Raw genomic sequence first — 19,544 nt, forward strand, 5'->3', positions numbered from 1 at the left:
CAATGTGATACTGAGCAGATGTATTGAGGGAGGGGAGTGACGATGCAGACTGACCGACGAACACTGACAGAGACGAAGATCGGTTTTCAGATCGAGACGCACCCCCATCCACCGTATGAACACACGGAAGGTTTCTGTGTTGTCCAGGGCAGACCCAAGCGAGACAGAGATCCGCTGCGTGGCAACCACCGATGACGATCCCGAATCGCGAGATTGGGACGCAGTAGTGAGAGCGTGCCGTGTGAGTCCTGCTTGGTAGCGTGCTCTGACGAGCATGACGAGCAGTACTCCTGCGGAGAGAGGGAAAATATGTCAGGAGAGAAGATGATTGAATAACGAAGGTACGGTTGTTATGAAGAGGTGAATCGGCAGCAGAGAACGGGAATCCCATTCTCCGTGGGCCTGGCTTCGGTCAGAGTTCCGAAACAAGGAGGTCTGATGCAGTGAGCTGTCGAAGCCGCTCCTGTCCAGTGTTCGCCGGGGTGGACAGCCCCGTCCCCGAACCGCTGGGCGGGAGACGGCGATCCGTCCGCGGTAATCGAGTGAGACGGTCTCGGGGATGAACCTCGAAATGGTATCAGGTCGACACGTAGTGTCCAGTCGCGGGATTCTAGCCATCCTTACGAACCGATATCGCGCAGAAGAGACAGAAGTAGTATCGGTAGTGACAGGTTGGGTCCAGCGGATCGGAGAGCGTGTCACGGGCTGTCGATTCAAAACCAGTGACCGGATTGGTGCTCGCAGACGAACACGATGATCGGTGTCCCGGATCACGTGACATCGCCATCACTCCGACATCTGGGAATCCAAACGTGGCGAGACACCCGTAGATCTGCCGACCGATCACTCCCCGGGCCCGTGAGGGCATCGCGAGTCGGCCAGTCGGACCGCGGATCGCCCGTGACTGACGGGAGAGTGCGCTACTCGCTGAGTTCGTTCCACCGCTCGACGCCAGCCTCGGCGACCGTTCGGTCCTGGGAGACTGCGCCACCGGAGACACCGATGGCTCCCACGAGGTCCCCATCTTCTTCGAGCGGGTAGCCCCCACCGAAGATCACGATTCGCCCCTCGTCAGTGTTCTGCAACCCGTACAGGGAATTTCCGGGCTCCGACGGTTCGGCCAACTCGTGTGTGGGCATCTCGAGCGCTGCCGCCGTGTAGGCCTTGTTACGCGAGATATTCACGGACGCGAGCCAGCCCCCGTCCATGCGGTGTTGTGCGACGAGGTTGCCTTCGCTGTTTGCGACGGTGATGACCATCGGGTTATCGATCTCGGTGGCTTTCTCTTCGGCTGCTGCGATCAGTTCTTTCGCTGTCGCGAGCGGAATGGAGTCGACCATACGTTTTGTACACCTGTTGACAAATATAAAAAGGCAATCATTCCGGTGGGTGAGATACCAGCATCGATGACGAACGCGGCGCGGTCCACTCACAGTGGCAGCTACCGCTACTGAATCGGCACCGACTCGTGGGGATTCGACTCCGATACGTGCACCCCCACACGCGCCGGGGTGGGAGCAGACCAACTGCATCGGCGAGAAAATCCGGGACCGAATCCGCTCGGTCGCTAGTCGGTGATCGCGATGGCTTCGATTTCGACCGCTGCGCCTTTCGGGACTGCACCCACTCCGACGGCGCTCCGTGCCGGCGGGTCCGAGGTGAAGAACTCGCTGTAGGCCTCGTTGAACGCGTCGAAGTCCTCGATGTCGTCGAGATACACTGTCGTCTTGAGGACATCGTCCAGAGAGAGCCCTTCCGATTCCAGAATCGCCTCGACGTTGGTGAGACACTGTCGCGTCTGGTCGGCGACCGGTTCGTCGTCGAGGAGTTCACCGTCCGTCGTCAGCGGGAGCTGGCCGGCGGTGATGAGGAGGTCACCGTTCGTGGTTGCCTGACTGTACGCGCCGACCGCAGCCGGCGCCTCGTCGGTACTGATCACGCGCTTCATATCTGGCCTCTACCCGACCCCGTCGCATAAAATCCCGGTCGTCGCGGGCGCGCCTCACACAACGTTCTCAAGAGTTTACTAGTTGTGTTCGGCTACTGATTGATGATCACGATCGCGCTCAGAGCGAGCCCGATGCCGAGGGCTTTCATCATCGTCATCGACTCTCCGAACGCGATCACGCCGATGACAGCGGCGGTGATGAAGTACATCCCGCCGATGGTGGAAACCACCGACGTCGACCCCACGGTCACGCCGACGAACGTCGAAACCACGCCGATGGCTGCGGCGATACCGGCCGCGCCCGCGAACCACAGGCCCCGGTTCGTGACGGCGAGTGAGGCATCGGACACGAGGACGTACACGCCGGTCGCGACTGTCGCGGTCGCATACGAGACGAACGCTGCGGTTTCGGGGTCCATCGTATTCGACGCGATGTTCCCGAACGCTATCCAGAACCCCCAGGCGATCATCGTCCCCAGCCCGAACAGGATGGCCGCGTTCATCCGTTGGGCCTCCGAGAGCGGGCCCAGTTATCTATCTGCATCTCTACCGTCTGCTCGCACAATCGATACATGCTACCGAAAGGTACGCGATGCTGGCTTTTGAATACGGTGTCCGTCCGCCGCGTGTTTTTTGTATCGACTCCGACAACACTGTGGTAATGGCTAACGCGCCGGAGGACTCGACGGACAAGACGCTGGAGGACGTCTTCTACCCGGCCGACAGAGTCCCGTTCGTCGAGTGGGACGAGTTCACAGGCGCGAAGCCAACGGTCGTCCTGACGGGCGTCGTCACGCTCCTGGCGTTCGTCACGGGGCTTTCGAATCTCAGCCAGACGCCGCTGCTACTCGACGGGCCGCTGACGGCGGTCATCGACCTCCCGTTGGCCGCCGTCCGCTTCGGTGGCGTGTTGTTCGCGTTCGTCCTCGGCATCGTGACGGTCGGCCTGCAACGGCGCAAACGACTCGCCTGGCGCGTGGCGACCGTCGTGCTCCTCGGACTGGGACTGCTGCCGCTCGCCACGTTTCAGCCCACGGACATCCCGCTGTTGGTGCTGACGCTGGTCACGTACCCGCTGCTCGTCCGAAACCGACATCGATTCGACCAGTCGCTGGGCCTCTCGCCGATCCAGATCGCCTCGCTGTCGGCGATTTTCGGGGTCGTCCTTTACGGGACCGTGGGCGCGTACGGCCTTCGGGGCCAGTTTCTCGAACTCGACAGTTGGGGGGACGCCGTGTACTACGTCGTCGTCACCATCGCGACCGTCGGCTACGGTGACATCACCCCGATGACGGCGGAGGCGCGGTGGTTCTCGCTCTCGATTATCCTCTTTGGGACCGGCGCGTTCACCGTCGCCGTGGGGGCGCTCATCGGACCGGCGATCGAATCCAGAATGGCGACAGCCTTCGGAGTCATGACTGCATCAGAACTCACACTCCTCGAGGATCACGTCGTGGTCCTGGGATACGGAGACGTTACTGCATCGCTGCTGGACGAACTGACCGACGAGAGGGAGGTCGTCGTCGTCACGCCTGACGAGGACACGGTCGCGTCGCTCCAAGACGAGGACGTGAATCTGCTCACGGGCGATCCCACCGACGAGGCTGTGCTCCGGGACGCGCGCGTCGGGACTGCCAGCGGCGTCGTGGTAGGGAGTGACGACGACGCACGCGACGTGCTCGGCGTCATCGCGGTCAAAAACGTCAACCCGGAGGTCCGAACAGTTGCGGCGGCGACCGCCGAGAAACACGTCGAGAAGTTCCGCGCCGTCGGTGCGGACGAGGTTATCAACCCCCGATCTATCGGCGGGCGACTCCTCGGACAGTCCGTGCTCGGTCGCGGGTCGACCGAATCACTGCTGGACGGCGTTGGGACCGAAGACGACCGGAGCGATACCGACGCCCCCGATTGAACCGTCTCGAAGACTGCCGAGACGGTACCGGAACCGTCCGAGTGTCGGTGTGAGCCGCACTGTGGGGTAGTAATATATGTATTCGCTACTGAATGTCGGGGTATGGCCACCACGGAAGCCAGTGGCATAGCGGAGATCGTCGGTCGGCTGTTGGTACCGCTGTGTGCCGCATCCGGAGCGCTCGTGCTCGCCGGGTTCTTTTTTCCAACGCTCGTCGGCGAAGCCGTGACCGGTCCGGCGTGGCTGACTGTCGCCCTCGTGTTTTTCAGTTCGGGCCTCTGTTACATCGCCCTGCTTCCGTACTCCGACGACGGGGCGGAACCGGCGGCGGCCGATGTCATCCTCCGCGTCCGCAAAACCGATATCCGGGGGGCCGTCCGTGACTTCCTCACACAGCACGAGCCAGCGGTTCTCGCGTTCCCGGTGCTGGTGTTCGCCGCGTTCTTCGGACTCCAGATCGCACTTCCGACACGGACGACGAGCGCCGTCGACACCGCGGCTGCTGCGGTCCTGCGTGGTGGTGGCCCACTGTTTCTCGCCACCGTGTTTCTCTCCGTCTGTTACTGTCTGTTCTTGTTGGTGGGCCCCTGGGGCGACATCAAACTCGGCGGTCCGGACACAGAACCCAGTTACACCTATCCGACGTATTTTACGCTCGTGTTCACGGCCGGCATCGCGGCCGGACTGGTGTTCTGGGGACCGACCGAGGCACTGTTTCACTACGACCAGCCGCCGCCGTACGTCGGTGCACCCGCCCACTCACCGGACGCGGTCACCGGCGCGTTGCTGTACACCCTTTTCCACTGGGGCGTTTCGGCCTGGAGCGCGTACGCCGTCATCGGCGTCCCGATAGCGTACTTCGCGTTCACACGGGACGCCCCACTCCGCGTCTCGACGGTGCTGGCACCGATTCTCGGCAGCGACGGACTCGACTCGGGATGGACCAAGCTAGTCGATACCCTGGCCGTCTTCGCCACTATCGGCGGCATCGCGACCTCGGTCGCCCTCGTGAGCCAGCAGTTCCTCGCCGGGATCAACTACCAGTGGGACGTGGCGACCGGCCACGTCGGACCGGTCCTGTTCGTCGGTGGATTGACGCTGATATTCGTCGTCTCCAGCGTGTCCGGGATTCCACGCGGAATCCGGCGTATCGCCGGCCTCAACGTCGTCCTGTTCGGCCTGTTCGCGCTCCTCGTCGCCGCCGTCGGCCCTCAGTCGTTCATCCTCAGGCACGGGACACGGGCGCTTGGGGCCTACGTGGTGGAGTTCGTCCCGTTGAGCATCCATACCGGCGGGCGGTGGGTCGCGGAGTGGACGGTGTGGAACTGGTCGTGGTGGTTCTCCTGGGCTCCCTTCGCGGGGTTGTTCGTCGCCGCGCTCTCCCGCGGTCGGCGTGTCAGGACCGTCGTGTTCACGACGGTCGTCGCAACGTCGGCGGCAACGATGGTCTGGTTTCTGTTACTCGGAGGCACGTCGCTGTTCATCCAGGAGACGGGCCGAGCCGACATCCTCGCTGCCATCGCACGACGTGGGGGTTCGGAGGCCGTTGCCGGGTTCCCGCTGTTCGCGTCGTTACCGCTGGGAGAGCTCCTGATGTTCCTGTTTCTTGCGCTCATCATCGTGTTCATGACCACGTCGGCGGACACCTCGACGCTCGTCGTCTCGGTGCTGGCGACGCGCCGTGGACTCGCACCGTCGTCGGCGCACATCGCCTTCTGGGGCGTCTTTCAGGGTGCGGTCGCCGTTTCGGTGTTGGTACTGGGGGGCGCTGAGACGCTTCAGGCGCTGGCTGTGCTGACCGGCGGGCCCTTCGCCGTGATATCGCTCGTTGCGGCCGGCGGGCTGACGGTGACGTGGTACAGGGACGAACAGGGACACACGTCTCTGATCCGACGTGCCGTCAGGAAGCTGCCGGACATCCAGACACACCACGACATCGACCCTCCCGACGAGAAGTGACCTCGTCTGCTGGCGATCTCAGGCCTCGGCGATAGCGGTACAGAAGTTCTCGACGATCTGTTTCCCGGCGTCGGTGAGGATGCTCTCCGGGTGGAACTGGACGCCGATATGCGGTCGCTCCGCGTGGCGCACGCCCATCACGATCCCCTGCTCGTCGTTCGTGTGGGCCGTTTCGTCCAGGGAGTCCGGCAGGTCCGAGGCCTCGACAGCCAGCGAGTGATACCGCCCGACTTCGAACGGGTCGTCGATCCCGTCGTACAGACCCGTCCCGTCGTGGCGGACTTCCGAGGGTTTCCCGTGGACCACGTCCGGTGCGTGACCGACTGGGGCGCCGTGAGCCGCACAGAGCGCCTGGTGGCCGAGGCAGACGCCGAGTGCCGGATACTCGGTTTCCGCGAAGACGTCGATCGACACGCCGGCGTCTGCCGGCGTCCCGGGTCCGGGTGAGACGACGATACCGTCCGGGTCGAGTTCTGAAATCCCGTCGACGTCTATCGCGTCGTTCCGGCGGACGGTGACGTCGTCGAACTCGCCGACGTACTGGACGAGATTGTACGCGAAGGAGTCGTAGTTGTCGATGATGAGTATCATCGCGTCCCCTCCATCGGTTCGGTCGTCGACTCGACCGCGAACGACCCCTGTTCGCCGAGGGCCTCGTCGACCGCGGTGACCAGCGCCCGTGCCTTGTCCAGCGTCTCTCGATACTCCGCCGCGGGGACGGAGTCGTGAACGATTCCGCTCCCGACCCGCAGCCGATACTCACCGTCGTAGTGAACCAGCGTCCTGATGGTGATGTTCAGCGTGGCTCGGTCGTCGAATCCGAAGACGCCGATACTACCGGTGTAGGGGCCCCGTCGCGTCGCCTCCACCTCGTCGATAATCTCCATCGTCCGTGGTTTCGGCGCGCCGGTGATCGTGCCGCCGGGGAACACCGCCCCGACGGCGTCAGCGATACTCACACCGTCTCGCAGTTTCCCTTCGACGAGGGACACGAGATGCATCACCTCCGAATACCGGTCGACGCGGCGGTACTCGGCGACCTCGACGGAACCGTACTCGCTGACCTTCCCGAGGTCGTTCCGTTCGAGGTCGACCAGCATGGCGTGTTCGGCCCGCTCTTTCTCGTCGGTACAGAGGTCTTCCTCCAGTGCCTCGTCTTCGGACGGCGTCGCGCCGCGCGGGCGCGTGCCGGCGATCGGTTCGGTGAGCAACTGGTCGCCATCGACGTCCAGCAACAGTTCCGGACTGGCACTGACGAGGTCCACACCGGGGAACTCGAGCAGGGCCGAGTAGGGGGCCGGGTTCACTCGCCGGACAGCGTCGAAGGTATCGACCGGGTGGACAGCTGCCGGGGCGGTCAGTCTATGCGATACGTTCGTCTGGAACGTGTCACCGTCTCTGACGTACTGTTTTATCTGTTCGACGCGGTCGGCAAACGCCGCCTCGCCGCACTCGCTCTCGAACATCGCCTGACTCGCGGCAGTCGGCTTGGACTGGACGTGTGCCTCGCCGTGGAGAGCCTCCTGTGCCAGTTCGCGGGCCATCTCGCGGCCGCGCTCGTATGCGTCTTCGGGCGATCCGTCGACGACGGGACACGCCGTCACGTGAATCTCGACCTCCCCCTCGTGTGGCTCCTCCCACGCGGCGACACAGTCGAACACCCCCAGTTGCAGTCGTGGGAGGCCGTCCGAAACGGTCGTCTCCGGCAGGTCCTCCAGTTCGCGGGCTACGTCGTACGATAACCAGCCGAACGCGCCACAGGGATACGGAACCGCACAATCGCCCCGCACCAGGTGCTCGCGGTCGAGTAGCTCGTCGATGGCCTCGAGACTCGGACTGTCTCCGTCCTGTGTGGACGCCTCGTTCTGGGTGACTTCGAGTTGCTCGACCGGGTCGACGCCAAAGTAGCCCCAGCCCGACTGCCCGCCAGTCGTCTCGAGGTAGAAGCCATCTGTGTTGGGGTCCCGGGCTCGACGGTACGCCTCGAACGGGTCCGGGACCGTGACGCGCGCTTCGACCGGTACGCGAGCGCCGTCGGGTGCCGACCCCGCAGTTTCGACGAACGATTCCTCGTCGGTGCTGAACCGAATGTCAGTCATAGTGCAGTTGCTCCTAGGGGAGAGGCCCACGCCTCTCAGTGAGGATGTGTATAGTACGCACGGGTCTGGACAAAAACCTTCGGCACCACCACACTCTGACCGAAATACTGTCGAACCGTCGACCGCTGGGAGTCGTCGACTGACCGAATAGCCAGTGGTATTTCAAAGGCGGGACTATTCCGCATTATCCACTATTCCAGCGGGATTCGAGGAGTCGATCGAACGCTCGCCTGTCCCGACTGCTGGGCGTCCACCGGCGCCTCGCGCTCTTGGACGCACGAACGGGGACTTCCAAGCCGACTGCGAACACACCAACTATGACCACAGTAATCGACGGAAACGAAATCGGCGACCAGATCACCGAAGGTGTCGCGGAGTGTACAGAGACACTCGTCAACGAGGGCGTCACACCAGGACTGGCAACAGTGTTGATGAGTGACGACGGCGCGAGTGAGACGTACGTCTCGATGAAACAGCAAGCCTGTGCGGAAATCGGTATCGAGGGATACCACTACGAGCTCGACGCGGACGAGCCGGCAGAAACGCTGTTTGCGACCATCGACGACCTGAATGCGGATCCGGCCGTTCACGGCATTCTCGTACAGATGCCGGTCCCCGACCACGTCGACAAGCGCGAGGTGTTAGAACGCATCGACCCGATGAAGGACGTCGATGGGTTCCACCCCGAGAACGTCGGTCGGCTCGTGTCAGGGAACGCTCGATATAAACCCTGTACACCACACGGAGTCCAGAAGATACTAGCCAAAACTGGCATCGAAACGGAGGGGAAAGACGCCGTCGTCGTCGGTCGGTCGGACATCGTCGGCAAGCCGATGGCGAATTTGCTCATCCAGTACGGGTCGGGTGGAAACGCGACGGCGACCGTCTGTCACTCCAGAACCGACGACCTCGCCGCCAAGACCCGCGACGCTGACATCGTGATCGCTGCTGCGGGCGTTCCGGAGATGATCGACGGGTCGATGCTCACGGAGGGGACGACGGTAATCGACGTGGGTATCAACAGAGTCGATGCTGACACCGAAAAGGGATACGAGCTCGTCGGAGACGTAGACTTCGAGAGTGCAAAAGCGAAGGCAGACGCCATCACGCCGGTCCCGGGGGGCGTCGGTCCGCTCACTATCGCGATGCTGATGTACAACACCGTGAAAGCGGCCAGCCTGCAGTCCGGCGTCGATGTGACGCTCCCCTAGGGGCGCTGTTGGCCGAACCGGCGTGTGTCGTTATGCGGTTTGGAGCTCGCCACATTCCGGGCAGACGATACGGAGTTCATCGTCCGAATTCCGCCCTTCTTCGATAACATCGTGACCGCTGGCACACTGTTCGTGCATATACACTTCGTGGCTATCGTGCTCACGCAGCCAGATATGGCCCTCCTCCGGTGCGGAAACGATCCCGTGACAGAAGTAGCACTCGCCGTTCATACCCACGCAATGACGATCAAGTACCAAATAAGCACCTCTCCCGTGAATCGGTGTCAGTATTTTCAGTTTGCGTTCGATAACAAAACACAGTGTGTGGAAGAGACGACAGATATTGTTTCAAATCCGGGGTGATCCTCACTGAGTGTGGAAACACGTATTATCGACACGGGATAGGAATAGACGCTATCAAGAGGTGTTTGAAGGCATTATAGACAGAGGTTTCCCAATACAGCGAAGTATTTGCAAATAGGCAACTATATCGACGAGAGAGGGTGTGTTTTCGACGTAGCTTATCGATTATAGGTGTCAGGGATCAGTACGACACCGTGGAAATCGAAAGCTTTGGAGATGACCGATTCGATGCGGCCGAAGTTCGGTGGGAGTGCGACTGCCGGCAGATAGAAATCGGTCTCGGAGAGCGTGGTCTTCTCGGTTGGTTGATCTTGTGGTTTTCTCATTTCAATACAATGTACTGGCCAGAGCGTCCTAACTCCGATGGTGTATAATGACGGGCCATTATTACAGCCAATCCTCAACGATTATTAATATGAATTGCTGTCGATACGTCTGTTACTCATCGGATTGGCAGAATTGCTGCCGCGGTCTCTCGATCCGCTTCGACGGTTTTTCAATCCGGTGAGCATGTCAGTAGATCTGTTTTCAGTCGTGAAAATACACGGCTACTTCACCCAACCAACGAATCCCGCTACAGGCGTGATTGGAGAGAACTGCAGTCACCTTTTTTATTTTTGCCCTCGTGTGTTGACCAGTGTATGTAAACATTGATGTGAGGGCGCCAACATCTATATGGAAACCCTCAGACGATGACGGGCAATTATCGAACTCTCATCTGTTTCTGACGGTTCGATAACAGAACTCATCCCACAACATGTCAATCACAACGAAACTTCACATCGAACACGAACGCCTCGCGTTAGTCCCAACGCTACGGAGCCTCGAAGACGTGACGATACGCGTGATTCCGCAGGGCAATACTGACCCGGGGTCGAGCGTATTTCCATTCCTCATCGAGTATCACGATCGGACGCAGCTCGAAGAGATGCTTGAGACCGATCCCACGGTCCAGAGTTACGAACTCGTCGACTGGACCGACCAAACCGGAATTTACTACATCGAGCACACCCCGGAGACAAAACTGATCAGCTCTGTCGTTACCGACGTCAACGGCTTTCTCGTCCATACAGAGACGAAGGGCAACGGCTGGCTCGTCCGACTGCTTCTTCCCGACCGTCAGGCGCTCAACACGATCTGGGAGTACGCCACTGAGAACGGGATCTCGCTCGATATTATCGAGATTTACGGAAACACCGACACTGGGGGAGAGTCGTCGTACGGGCTGACCGATGAACAGCGGACTGCATTAATCACCGCATACGAAAACGGCTACTTCGGAGAGCCCAGAGACATCTCGCTGAACGAAGTTGCTGAAGAGATTGGGCTCTCGTCCACGGCAATGAGTGGACGGCTCCGACGGGGAATGCGAAATCTCGTTGCGGCAACGATAATCGACAAAGAAGGGTGAGTGTGGCACACAGATGCGGTGGTGAAATTCAATCCCGCGGACCCTATCCCATAAATTGGTATCGAGTGTAGTTCTGTGCCAGAGCGGCCCCAGAAACCCCATCTCACGACCGAATTTCTGGATCCTTGTTCGAAATCGCCTACTTAGACCGACTTGTCGAGTCCTTTTGGCGGTAAACAGGCCGCAACGATGTCGCGTCTTTGTTGTACCCCAGCCAGACGCTCAGTGCCGACGCGGCGAAAACCAGATACACGGGGAACAGAAGCACGAGCGCGTACCCAGCGAAAACGGGTTCCAGGACGCCTAGCCAGTACAGTGTCGCGATTCCAGCGAGTCCGCCAACCGCGCTCGCGACCATGCCCAGACGAAACGCCTGTGCAGCGACGGGACCGGGCGACAGGTGAATCGTATCCATACGAGATTTTAAATGGCTGACCCACATAAGTCGCGCGCGAGAAACGGTATCGCGTCGCGAGTTAGCAATGAGATTGGGACGGACTTATTACCAGTAGCAGGGAAACGCTACGTCTATGAAGCTCTCGCTGATCGCCGCCGTTGCCGCAAATGGGGTGATCGGTGCCGACGGCGACGTTCCGTGGCACTATCCGGACGATCTGCGACATTTCAGACAGACGACCACCGGCCATCCAGTCATCATGGGACGGCGGACCTTCGAGAGCATCCAGCGTGACCTCGGCGGCCCGCTTCCAGAGCGACTGAACATCGTGTTGACCACGGCACCACACCGACTCCCCGAGCGTGTCACAGCCGTTACGTCGACCACGGCGGCGCTGTCCGAAGCGCGCGACACCGGCACATCAACGATGTACGTCATCGGTGGTGCTACCGTTTACGAGCAGTTTCTTCCCCAGGCCGACGAACTACTCCTGACCGAGATAGCTGCTGCCTACGACGGTGATACGGTCTTTCCGACTGTCGACTGGACGTGCTGGACGGAGTCAGAGCGAACGGCACACGACGAGTTCGACATCGTCAGATACGCTCGGACCGACCGTAGACGGCACGACTGAACGGCGAGCGCAGTCACAGCGGTTGCTCCGTCCCGTGCCGAGCGGTCTCCCTCGTAAAACTCCCGACGACTACCAGCGGTCGACTGATGTGCACCGGTTGCATGCGTCGATTGGTCAGCTCATGCTCTCTCCCGCGACGGGGTTGAGAACCACGGCAATCCGAATACCGACGGCCCCGTACATAAACCCCAGAAGCAAGTAACAATATCTTTTATTAGTATTTCACATCTTCTTTCAGGTGCATGACCGGTAACGAGGAACATCCCAACCATCCCAGTGTCGACCAGTCAGACCGGACCGTCCCACGTAACCTCCGCCAGACTGGTGACCCCAACATCGAGATGTTGGTGTCAACGCGCGTTCGAAAGTCTCCGTTCTTCCACAAGTCTTTCAACGAGGAGGGTGCGTGGCGGGCAACCGTCTACAACCGTCTCTATCACCCGCGCGGCCTCATCGAACCCGAAGACGGCGGTGTGATGAAAGAGTACGACGCACTGACCAACACTGTCACCCTTTGGGACGTCGCCGTAGAGCGACAGATCCGTGTCAAAGGACCTGACGCCGAGGCGCTGACGAACTACGTTGTCACACGCGACGTGACCGGTATGGACGCCATGGACGGGAAGTACGTCATCCTCTGTAACGAGGACGGCGGCGTCCTGAACGATCCTGTCCTCCTGCGCCCCGAAGAAGACGAGTTCTGGTTCTCCATCTCGGACTCGACGCTGATGCAGTGGCTCCAGGGAGTCAACGTCGACAACGACTTCGACGTCGAAATCGACGAGATCGACGTGGCTCCGATGCAGATTCAGGGCCCGAAGGCGCTCGACGTAATGGTCGACGTCGTCGGCGACGAGGTCAAAGACGTCCCGTACTACGGCCTGATGGACGCCGAAATCAACGGTGCCGACGTGCTCATCAGCCAGACCGGCTTCTCCGGTGAGAAAGGGTTCGAGATTTACGTCCGAAACGCCCACGAAGACGCCGAGAGGGTGTGGGACCCCGTCATGGAGTCCGTCAAAGACCACGGCGGCCGCCAGATCGCGCCAGGACACCACCGCCGGATTGCCGCCGGTATCATGTCCTGGGGACAGGACCTCGACCACGAGACCTCCCCGTTCCAGGTCAATCTGGGCTATCACGTCCCTGACGACAAGGAAGCCGACTACATCGGCAAAGAGGTACTCGAAGAGCAGAAAGAACAGATCGAGAACGGCAACTACCCGTTCGAACACAAACTCATCGGCCTGAAGATCGCCGGCGAGCCGATCCGCGACTACGCCCCCGACTTCTGGCTCATCTCCGACCCGGACACGGGCGAGGAATGCGGGTACCTCACCTCTCCGTGGTGGAACCCGGATCTGGAGACCAACATCGGCATGGGCTTTGTCCCGGCTGAGAAGATTCAGGAAGTCACCGATACGCCGCTCAACGACGAGATCTACGACGAAGACCTGGATCTGGAGTTCCGGGTTCACCTTCCCGACGAGTACGCCGAGGAACCCGGCGAGCCAGTGTTCGCGACGGCAGCGAAGGTCCCGTTCAAGGAGTCCGTCAATCCGAGCGCTCGAGAGCAGGCGAAGCTCAACGCCCGGAAAGAAGCCGAAAGCGACGACTAACCCCACATTCGAGTCTGTCCCACGAATCGCAGCCCCACGGTAGGGGACTCGTGCCCTCGTTTTTTGAAGCGGAGCGAGTCAGGGGTCGAACAACTCTCGTTTGAGCGTCGTGTAAATAGACTCCGGTGGCTCCGATTCCCACGTCGTCTCAACGGATAGTGCCAGTTCGTCACACACCTGTTTCACGTCTTGCAGAACGGCCCCGAATCGCCCAGCCTGGCCGACCGCCTTCTCGCCTTCGCGCAACCGCCGAATCGAGACGTCCTCCATCTTGAACGGTCCCTCGCCGCCACCGCCGACAGACACGACGACAGTGCTGGTCTGCTCGTCGACGGTGTCCACGAGTAGTGCGACCATGAGCCAGGACTCGTCGGAGACGGATCCGCGTTCGTAGGTGAGCTGCGTCACCGCCGCTCCCTCGTACCGATGGAGGTTGCGGACGCCGCGTTTGTTCAGCGACCGTTGCTCTCCGTTGCTTTCCTCCCCAGAAACGCATCTGCGAACTGGTCGGCTGCAGGGCCGCGAAGCGTCAGGCGACACGCTTCCATGTCGGAGAATTGGGACCGGTTGCCGGAAAGCGTTTGGACTGGTTTGACTATCGTACCGAGTGAAACGAGTTACACCGATCGCACCGTCATCCCGCGATCGGGAGTGCAATGGGTTGCTATGGCTACGATAGCTGGGTTACGGCCCTACTCGTAGAGCGTGTACTCGTCGGTCAGTTCGTCGACTCGGTCGCTGACCGCGGCGAGAACGTCGTCGTCGTGTGGCGCGTCGACGACGTCACAGATGAGGTCCGCGACTTCGCGACAGGCGTCTTCACCGAATCCGCGCGATGTCAGGGCCGGCGTCCCTGCACGGATGCCAGACGGGTTAAACGCCGAGCGAGTCTCTCCGGGGACGGTATTCGCGTTGAGGACGATGCCGGCCTCCTCCAGTGCTTCCTCGACCTCCTTGCCCGTAGTGTCGGGGTGAGAGGGCCGGAGGTCGACCAACACGAGGTGGTTGTCCGTACCGCCGGAGACCAACTCGAGGCCGTGCTCCTGGAGTCGGTCACCGAGTGCAGTGGCGTTGTCGACGGTCTGCTGTGCGTACCGTTCGAACTCGGGCTGGAGTGCTTCACCGAAACCGACGGCTTTCCCGGCGATACCGTGCATCGCCGGGCCGCCCTGCGTGCCGGGGAAGACGGCAGCATCGATGTCGTCGGCGTCCGCCTCGTCGCACATGATGATGCCACCCCGTCCCGAGCGGATCGTCTTGTGTGTCGAGCCGGTGACGAAGTCGGCGACGCCCACCGGAGACTCGTGGACGCCGGCGGCGACGAGACCAGTGATGTGAGCGATGTCCGCGAGGTGGTACGCATCGACCGCCTCTGCGGTCTCCTGAATCCGTTCGAAGTCGACCTCTCGCGGGTACGCAGAATACCCGGAGACGATGAGGTCCGGCTCGAAGGCCGCCGCCGTCTCGCGGAGTCCCTCGTAGTCGATGTAGCCGGTCTCCGCATCGACCTCGTACTGTTCGACCTCGTACACCTGGCCGGCGAAGTTCGCCGGATGGCCGTGCGAGAGGTGGCCGCCGTGCGTGAGGTCGAGCGAGAGGATCTTGTCACCGGGTTCGAGCACGGCGAGGTAGACGCCCATGTTAGCCTGCGAACCGGAGTGTGGCTGGACGTTGACGTGGTCCGCGCCCCACAGTTCCTTCGCGCGGTCGATAGCCAACTGTTCGACGTCGTCGGCGAACTCACACCCGCCGTAGTATCGCTCGCCCGGATACCCTTCCGCGTAGTTGTTCGTCAGTTCGGAACTCTGGGCTTCCATGACGGCCTCGCTGACGTGGTTCTCGCTGGCGATCATCGCGAGTGTGTCGTTCTGGCGCTGGCGTTCGCCATCGAGAGCGTCAGCTACTGCTGGGTCCGTTTCTCGAACCGTATCGTACGTCATACGAATACGCACACCCCACACGGGTAATAATCTGGCCCTCAGCACGTTCTATCGGCGATATTATACGCTGTGGATGGGGCTATCTGTCGCGGTGGCAGCAAAGAGCGGACCGGTGACGAGACAGCGACGTTATAAATCGAGGCGCTCGTGTCGCCACTTCTCGGTATCCGGCGTCTGATTGAACGTGTAGATGTGGACGCCGCGGATTTTGTACTCGTCATCGTCGACGTATGGCGCGAGCCCGTCGATGAGTTCGTCGGGTTCGTAGGTCCCGCGGGAACCGACCAGTTGCTTGACGAACCCGAGAATGCCGGTCGTCTTCCTGAGGAACTTTATCGAGTCGCCGACACCGACCTTCTGGGAGATCTGCATCAAGCGCTGATAGTTCATCACGCCAGGGATACCGATTTCGACCGGGAGATCGATACCGCGAGCACGGATGTCTTCGACCCACGCGAGAACGGTCTCTGGATCGTAACAGAGTTGCGTGACGATGTACGTCGCATACGGCGCTTTCTGTGCCATCGACTCCGCCAGCGTCTCGTCGTCGATGAAATCGTGGCCCTCGGGATAGCCCGTGATTCCGACTTCTTCGAAAGAGTACTCTGTATCCGCGAGCACTGTGAGTAAATCGTGCGCCGACTCGAACTCGCCGGCCGGCTCCTCGCGGTCACCACCGGGAACGAAGATATCCGTGATACCTGCCTGTTTCAGTCGCTCGGCGATGGCTTCGAGCTGCTCGCGGTCTTCAACGTAGCGGGCCGCGATGTGTGGCACGACATCGTACCCCATCTCGGCGGCTTCCTCCGTCTTTTCGACAGTTCTCTCGATACCGAGCTGTGGCGAAGTCGTGATCGCGATGGTGGCGTTGTCGGGGAGGTGGGTGATTTCCTCGTCGAAGCTCTCGAAGGGCATCAGTTCGAACCGAGCGCCAGTCAGCAGTGCCTGGACACCTTGCGGGTCTGAGACAGCGCGTGTTCCGAGGGCCATGAGTTACCGGAGATATGGGAGACCTGTACTTCTTACTGTGGGTGGGGCATCGAACACGTTTAAATGAGGAGGTCGCCCACTCACGCGCTGTGGGGCGTACACTGACGGATTCGAGTAGCCACGGTCTCGTACGAGACGGCACGATCCGGCTCGTCGACGAGTCGACCCAAGACGAGATCTAACAGATTGAGTTCTTCCAGTAATTCCCGGGTCTGGGGTCGGTCGAGACGCAGTCGTCGCTGGACCTCGTACACCGTCTCCGAATCGACCACTGCGTCCGCAACGTCGCGGAGTTGGACGTCGGCCGGGAGTCCGAGTCCGTCGGTGACGAGTTGCTCGTCGGGGAGATCCCCGGCCGGTTCGTCACCGAGGCCCGCTGATTCGGCGGCGACGGGCTCGGTCACACTGGCTCGTTCAGCCTCGTCGTCGGCCGCGGCCACACTGGCCTGCTCCGCCTCGTCGTCGGCCGCGGACTGACTCGCCGAATCGGCCGGTTCGTCTGCCTCGGTCGCGGAGTCCCCGTCCTCACCAGACGTGTTGTAGGTGTTCGGAACGTGGATGTCCGCCTCGATCATGTACCGACGGACCGTCTCGGAGGAGACATCCATCTGGATCTGCTCTGCGATCTCCCTAAAGTTCTCGCACTCGTCGTACAGCGCTTGCAGGTAGTCCGAATCCTCGTACGGTGGCACGGATTCATCACGGACAGCGGCGAACGCGTCCGATTCCTCGTCGGACTCGTGGTCAGGTTGGGCTTCGTCCGTCGCCCCGCCGTCGGGCCGCGAACACGCTGGTGACTCGTCGTCTCCAGCGAGCGCAGACTGCGTATCCGCGACATCCGAAGCGCCGCGTGAGCCACTGCCGTCCGTGGCGGCCGACGGTACCGAACCGACGGTTGCTGCTTCCGCAGTGTTAGCCTGATCCGGTCCGCAGTCCACGCTGGCCGTCTCGTCTGGCTCGGCCGTCGCGTCGATTGTCAGGTCGACAGTCAGGGACAGGCCATCGTCGGTGACAGCAGCCGCTACGTCGTTGACCGACAGTGATGCGTCGGTAATATGCGGGAGGTCAGTGGCTGCCGGTGAGAACTCGACTTTCAGATCGCCGCTGTCGGTCAGCATCGCGTTCTTCGGCGTGAGCCCATCCGCAGCACCACCGCCAGAACAGACAGAGACCGGCATCGATACCGTCACGTCGAGGACCGCAGCACTCGTATCGGCTGGGGTTGCTTCGACGGTCTGGATAGACCGACCGCGTGATTCGTACGCATCGATGACCTCCGCGAGCGCCCGGAACGCGTTGTGGATTTCCATGTTATTGAGTGACTATGACACGTTATGCTGTAGAGATATGTGCGGAATAGCTAACCCATTTATAAACTACCGTGAAACTGAGGCAATCAGACCACGTGTGTCGCGTGGGGCGGATGAGGCTCGTCGAACACCTCGTCGATCAGCATTGGGTCGCAATCCCCGCGAGACGCTCGCCCGTCACGACGACAGACTCTCTGGCAAGCGAGAACACGACGCCACGTTCTGTCGCCGAGACTACCTGTTGTTGTTCGAACGAGGACGGGTCGTAGACGGTCCCCAGTTTCTCACCGGCGTCGACTGTGTCGCCGACGGCGATATCAGACCGGCATTCGAACAAGCCTGATGCCGACGCGGTCACCGGCTCCGCGTCGTTTCGAAGCACCGTTTGTTCAGCCTGAGGGGCGGGCGCTGCTGGGAGGACGGCCCGCTCACGCAGGAGATTCTGTATGCCGTCGACCCCGGCCGCAACCGCGTCCTGTGCGATTCGCCGACTGTTCGACAACTCGGCGGTGATGGCCGGAATACCCGCCGCCGACGCCGCGGCACGGAACGTCCCGTTCCTCCTCTCGTCGCTGGCATCCTCGGAGCTGTCGATGAGCCTGTAGGACGTGCCGAACACTTCGGCGAGGCGCTCGGCGACCGGGTCTCCCACAAGACACCTGACGTGTTCGAGCATGTCTGCCGTGCCGGTGTGGAGGTCGACCGCTGCGTCGGCGTCTTCCACAAGCTCCCACAGGCGAGCCGCGAACTGTTCCTGTAGACTCCCAGATGCAGTTCCCGGCCAGACACGGTTCAGATTGGGGTTCATCACATCGTACTCGCCGGGAGTCATGTACGATCGGTGGTCGAACGCGAGTTGGTTCACCACCGGAACGACGATGACGCTGCCGGCGATAGTCGATTCGATCAGGAGGTCGTGAAGCCGCCGCAACGCGGCTGGGCCGTTGAGTTCGATACCGTGCTGGGCCGCCTGGATGTACACAGTCGGTCCGTCTCCACCGATATATCTGTGGACGGTCACGGACACGTCCCGACCCGACGGCAAGCGGCCGAGCCGTCGGTCGGTCGACGTATGTGTAACGGGCGCGTATTCCATATCGATTCCCAGTGACGTGCAAACAAAAAATACCGGGAGGCTCTGTTGAAATCCTCAAAGAGTTACAGATACGCCAGGTAGTCTGACCGGATGCAAGCCCTCCCAAAATCGCAGTTGCTCCGGTTCGTTGAGCAGGCATTTCACTTGGCCCGGCGTACCGTCACCCGCTACTCTGCAAAATTCTCGAAGCGCCGGTACACACTCCACCAGCACATCGTCCTCCTCTGTCTCAAAGTACGGAAGAATGCAACGTACCGGACGCTTCTGGACGAACTTATCGAACTGCCTCGGATTCAGAGCGCTATCGAGCCTGAGGAACTCCCCTCTCCCTCGACGCTGTGTAAAGCGTTCAACCGCCTCAACATGGCTGTCTGGCGTGTCCTTCTCAACCACTCGGCCACGCTTCTCCCGACCAACGGTGTCGTCGGAATCGACGCCTCCGGTTTTGACCGGAGACACGCCTCGAAACACTACACGAAGCGAGCGAATTGACGATTCAGCAGTTGAAAGTCACGCTTCTCGTAGATACAAGGTCGAACGCGATTCTCGACGGACACGTAACGACGACACGAAAACACGACTCACAGATTTCACCGTCGCGCAGTAATAGCTACGTTGCTACACACCGAAAAGGTTCTCCGTGATACATGACCAG

Annotated in this window: 16 protein-coding genes and 1 pseudogene; 7 read left to right on the plus strand and 10 right to left on the minus strand. The window is 61.0% G+C overall.

Going from position 1 to position 19,544, the window contains the following annotated elements:
* Positions 1-920 precede the first annotated feature (920 nt).
* The 3 genes from ACOZ4I_RS13305 to ACOZ4I_RS13315 all read right to left on the minus strand — a co-directional run bounded on the left by ACOZ4I_RS13305 (position 921) and on the right by ACOZ4I_RS13315 (position 2,451).
* On the minus strand, positions 921-1,340 hold the full coding sequence (locus tag ACOZ4I_RS13305) for a GlcG/HbpS family heme-binding protein (RefSeq protein ID WP_424000306.1): 420 nt from the start codon (positions 1,338-1,340) through the stop codon (positions 921-923).
* 227 nt (positions 1,341-1,567) lie between these two features.
* Complete coding sequence (locus ACOZ4I_RS13310) at positions 1,568-1,948, minus strand: Rid family detoxifying hydrolase (RefSeq protein ID WP_424000308.1); 381 nt, start codon at positions 1,946-1,948, stop codon at positions 1,568-1,570.
* Between the two features lie 92 nt (positions 1,949-2,040).
* A complete protein-coding gene (locus ACOZ4I_RS13315; RefSeq protein ID WP_424000310.1) occupies positions 2,041-2,451 on the minus strand; it encodes an EamA family transporter in 411 nt (136 codons plus the stop codon).
* 158 nt (positions 2,452-2,609) lie between these two features.
* On the opposite strand from ACOZ4I_RS13315, the gene ACOZ4I_RS13320 reads away from it, so the two are divergent.
* Together ACOZ4I_RS13320 and ACOZ4I_RS13325 are read left to right on the plus strand one after the other, a co-directional pair.
* Complete coding sequence (locus ACOZ4I_RS13320) at positions 2,610-3,860, plus strand: NAD-binding protein (protein WP_424000312.1); 1,251 nt, start codon at positions 2,610-2,612, stop codon at positions 3,858-3,860.
* Positions 3,861-3,962: 102 nt separating this feature from the next.
* Complete coding sequence (locus ACOZ4I_RS13325) at positions 3,963-5,819, plus strand: BCCT family transporter (protein ID WP_424000314.1); 1,857 nt, start codon at positions 3,963-3,965, stop codon at positions 5,817-5,819.
* Positions 5,820-5,837: 18 nt separating this feature from the next.
* Here the strand turns inward: ACOZ4I_RS13325 and ACOZ4I_RS13330 are convergent, their stop codons facing one another.
* Positions 5,838-6,410, minus strand: coding sequence for an anthranilate synthase component II (locus ACOZ4I_RS13330; protein WP_424000316.1), 573 nt, complete (start codon positions 6,408-6,410; stop codon positions 5,838-5,840).
* Positions 6,407-7,918 carry an aminodeoxychorismate synthase, component I gene (gene pabB / locus ACOZ4I_RS13335; RefSeq protein ID WP_424000318.1) on the minus strand — a complete coding sequence of 504 codons (1,512 nt, stop codon included), beginning with the start codon at positions 7,916-7,918 and terminating at the stop codon, positions 6,407-6,409. Before pabB ends, ACOZ4I_RS13330 begins: the two co-directional genes overlap by 4 nt.
* A 317-nt stretch (positions 7,919-8,235) precedes the next feature.
* Here pabB and ACOZ4I_RS13340 point away from each other — a divergent pair, with 317 nt between their 5' ends.
* The 4 genes from ACOZ4I_RS13340 (at position 8,236) to ACOZ4I_RS13355 (ending at position 13,553) form a co-directional block, all read left to right on the plus strand.
* Positions 8,236-9,129, plus strand: a complete 894-nt coding sequence (locus ACOZ4I_RS13340) for a bifunctional methylenetetrahydrofolate dehydrogenase/methenyltetrahydrofolate cyclohydrolase (protein WP_424000320.1) — start codon at positions 8,236-8,238, stop codon at positions 9,127-9,129.
* Positions 9,130-10,249: 1,120 nt separating this feature from the next.
* On the plus strand, positions 10,250-10,903 hold the full coding sequence (locus tag ACOZ4I_RS13345) for a helix-turn-helix domain-containing protein (RefSeq protein WP_424000322.1): 654 nt from the start codon (positions 10,250-10,252) through the stop codon (positions 10,901-10,903).
* 530 nt (positions 10,904-11,433) lie between these two features.
* Entirely contained in the window at positions 11,434-11,934 is a 501-nt protein-coding gene (locus tag ACOZ4I_RS13350; RefSeq protein WP_424000324.1) for a dihydrofolate reductase, read from the plus strand.
* 242 nt (positions 11,935-12,176) lie between these two features.
* Positions 12,177-13,553 (plus strand): aminomethyl transferase family protein, encoded by a 1,377-nt coding sequence (locus tag ACOZ4I_RS13355; RefSeq protein ID WP_424000326.1) that lies wholly within the window; start codon positions 12,177-12,179, stop codon positions 13,551-13,553.
* Positions 13,554-13,631: 78 nt separating this feature from the next.
* On the opposite strand, the gene ACOZ4I_RS13360 is transcribed toward ACOZ4I_RS13355, so the two are convergent.
* The 5 genes from ACOZ4I_RS13360 to ACOZ4I_RS13380 form a co-directional block, all read right to left on the minus strand.
* Entirely contained in the window at positions 13,632-13,961 is a 330-nt protein-coding gene (locus ACOZ4I_RS13360) for a hypothetical protein (protein ID WP_424000328.1), read from the minus strand.
* A gap of 284 nt (positions 13,962-14,245) precedes the next feature.
* Complete coding sequence (glyA, locus tag ACOZ4I_RS13365) at positions 14,246-15,493, minus strand: serine hydroxymethyltransferase (RefSeq protein ID WP_424000330.1); 1,248 nt, start codon at positions 15,491-15,493, stop codon at positions 14,246-14,248.
* A gap of 129 nt (positions 15,494-15,622) precedes the next feature.
* The gene (locus ACOZ4I_RS13370; protein ID WP_424000332.1) at positions 15,623-16,483 is read right to left on the minus strand and encodes a methylenetetrahydrofolate reductase; all 861 of its coding nucleotides are present in this window, start codon (positions 16,481-16,483) and stop codon (positions 15,623-15,625) included.
* Positions 16,484-16,563: 80 nt separating this feature from the next.
* Entirely contained in the window at positions 16,564-17,793 is a 1,230-nt protein-coding gene (locus ACOZ4I_RS13375) for a hypothetical protein (RefSeq protein WP_424000334.1), read from the minus strand.
* A 139-nt stretch (positions 17,794-17,932) separates the two neighbouring features.
* Entirely contained in the window at positions 17,933-18,889 is a 957-nt protein-coding gene (locus ACOZ4I_RS13380; RefSeq protein ID WP_424000336.1) for a succinylglutamate desuccinylase/aspartoacylase family protein, read from the minus strand.
* A 90-nt stretch (positions 18,890-18,979) separates the two neighbouring features.
* On the opposite strand from ACOZ4I_RS13380, the pseudogene ACOZ4I_RS13385 reads away from it, so the two are divergent.
* Positions 18,980-19,488 (plus strand): annotated as a pseudogene (locus tag ACOZ4I_RS13385) (IS5/IS1182 family transposase); the annotation flags it as partial.
* Positions 19,489-19,544 lie beyond the last annotated feature (56 nt).

Origin of the sequence: Haloarcula salina, assembly GCF_049603855.1 — an archaeon.
GTDB lineage: Archaea > Halobacteriota > Halobacteria > Halobacteriales > Haloarculaceae > Haloarcula > Haloarcula salina_A.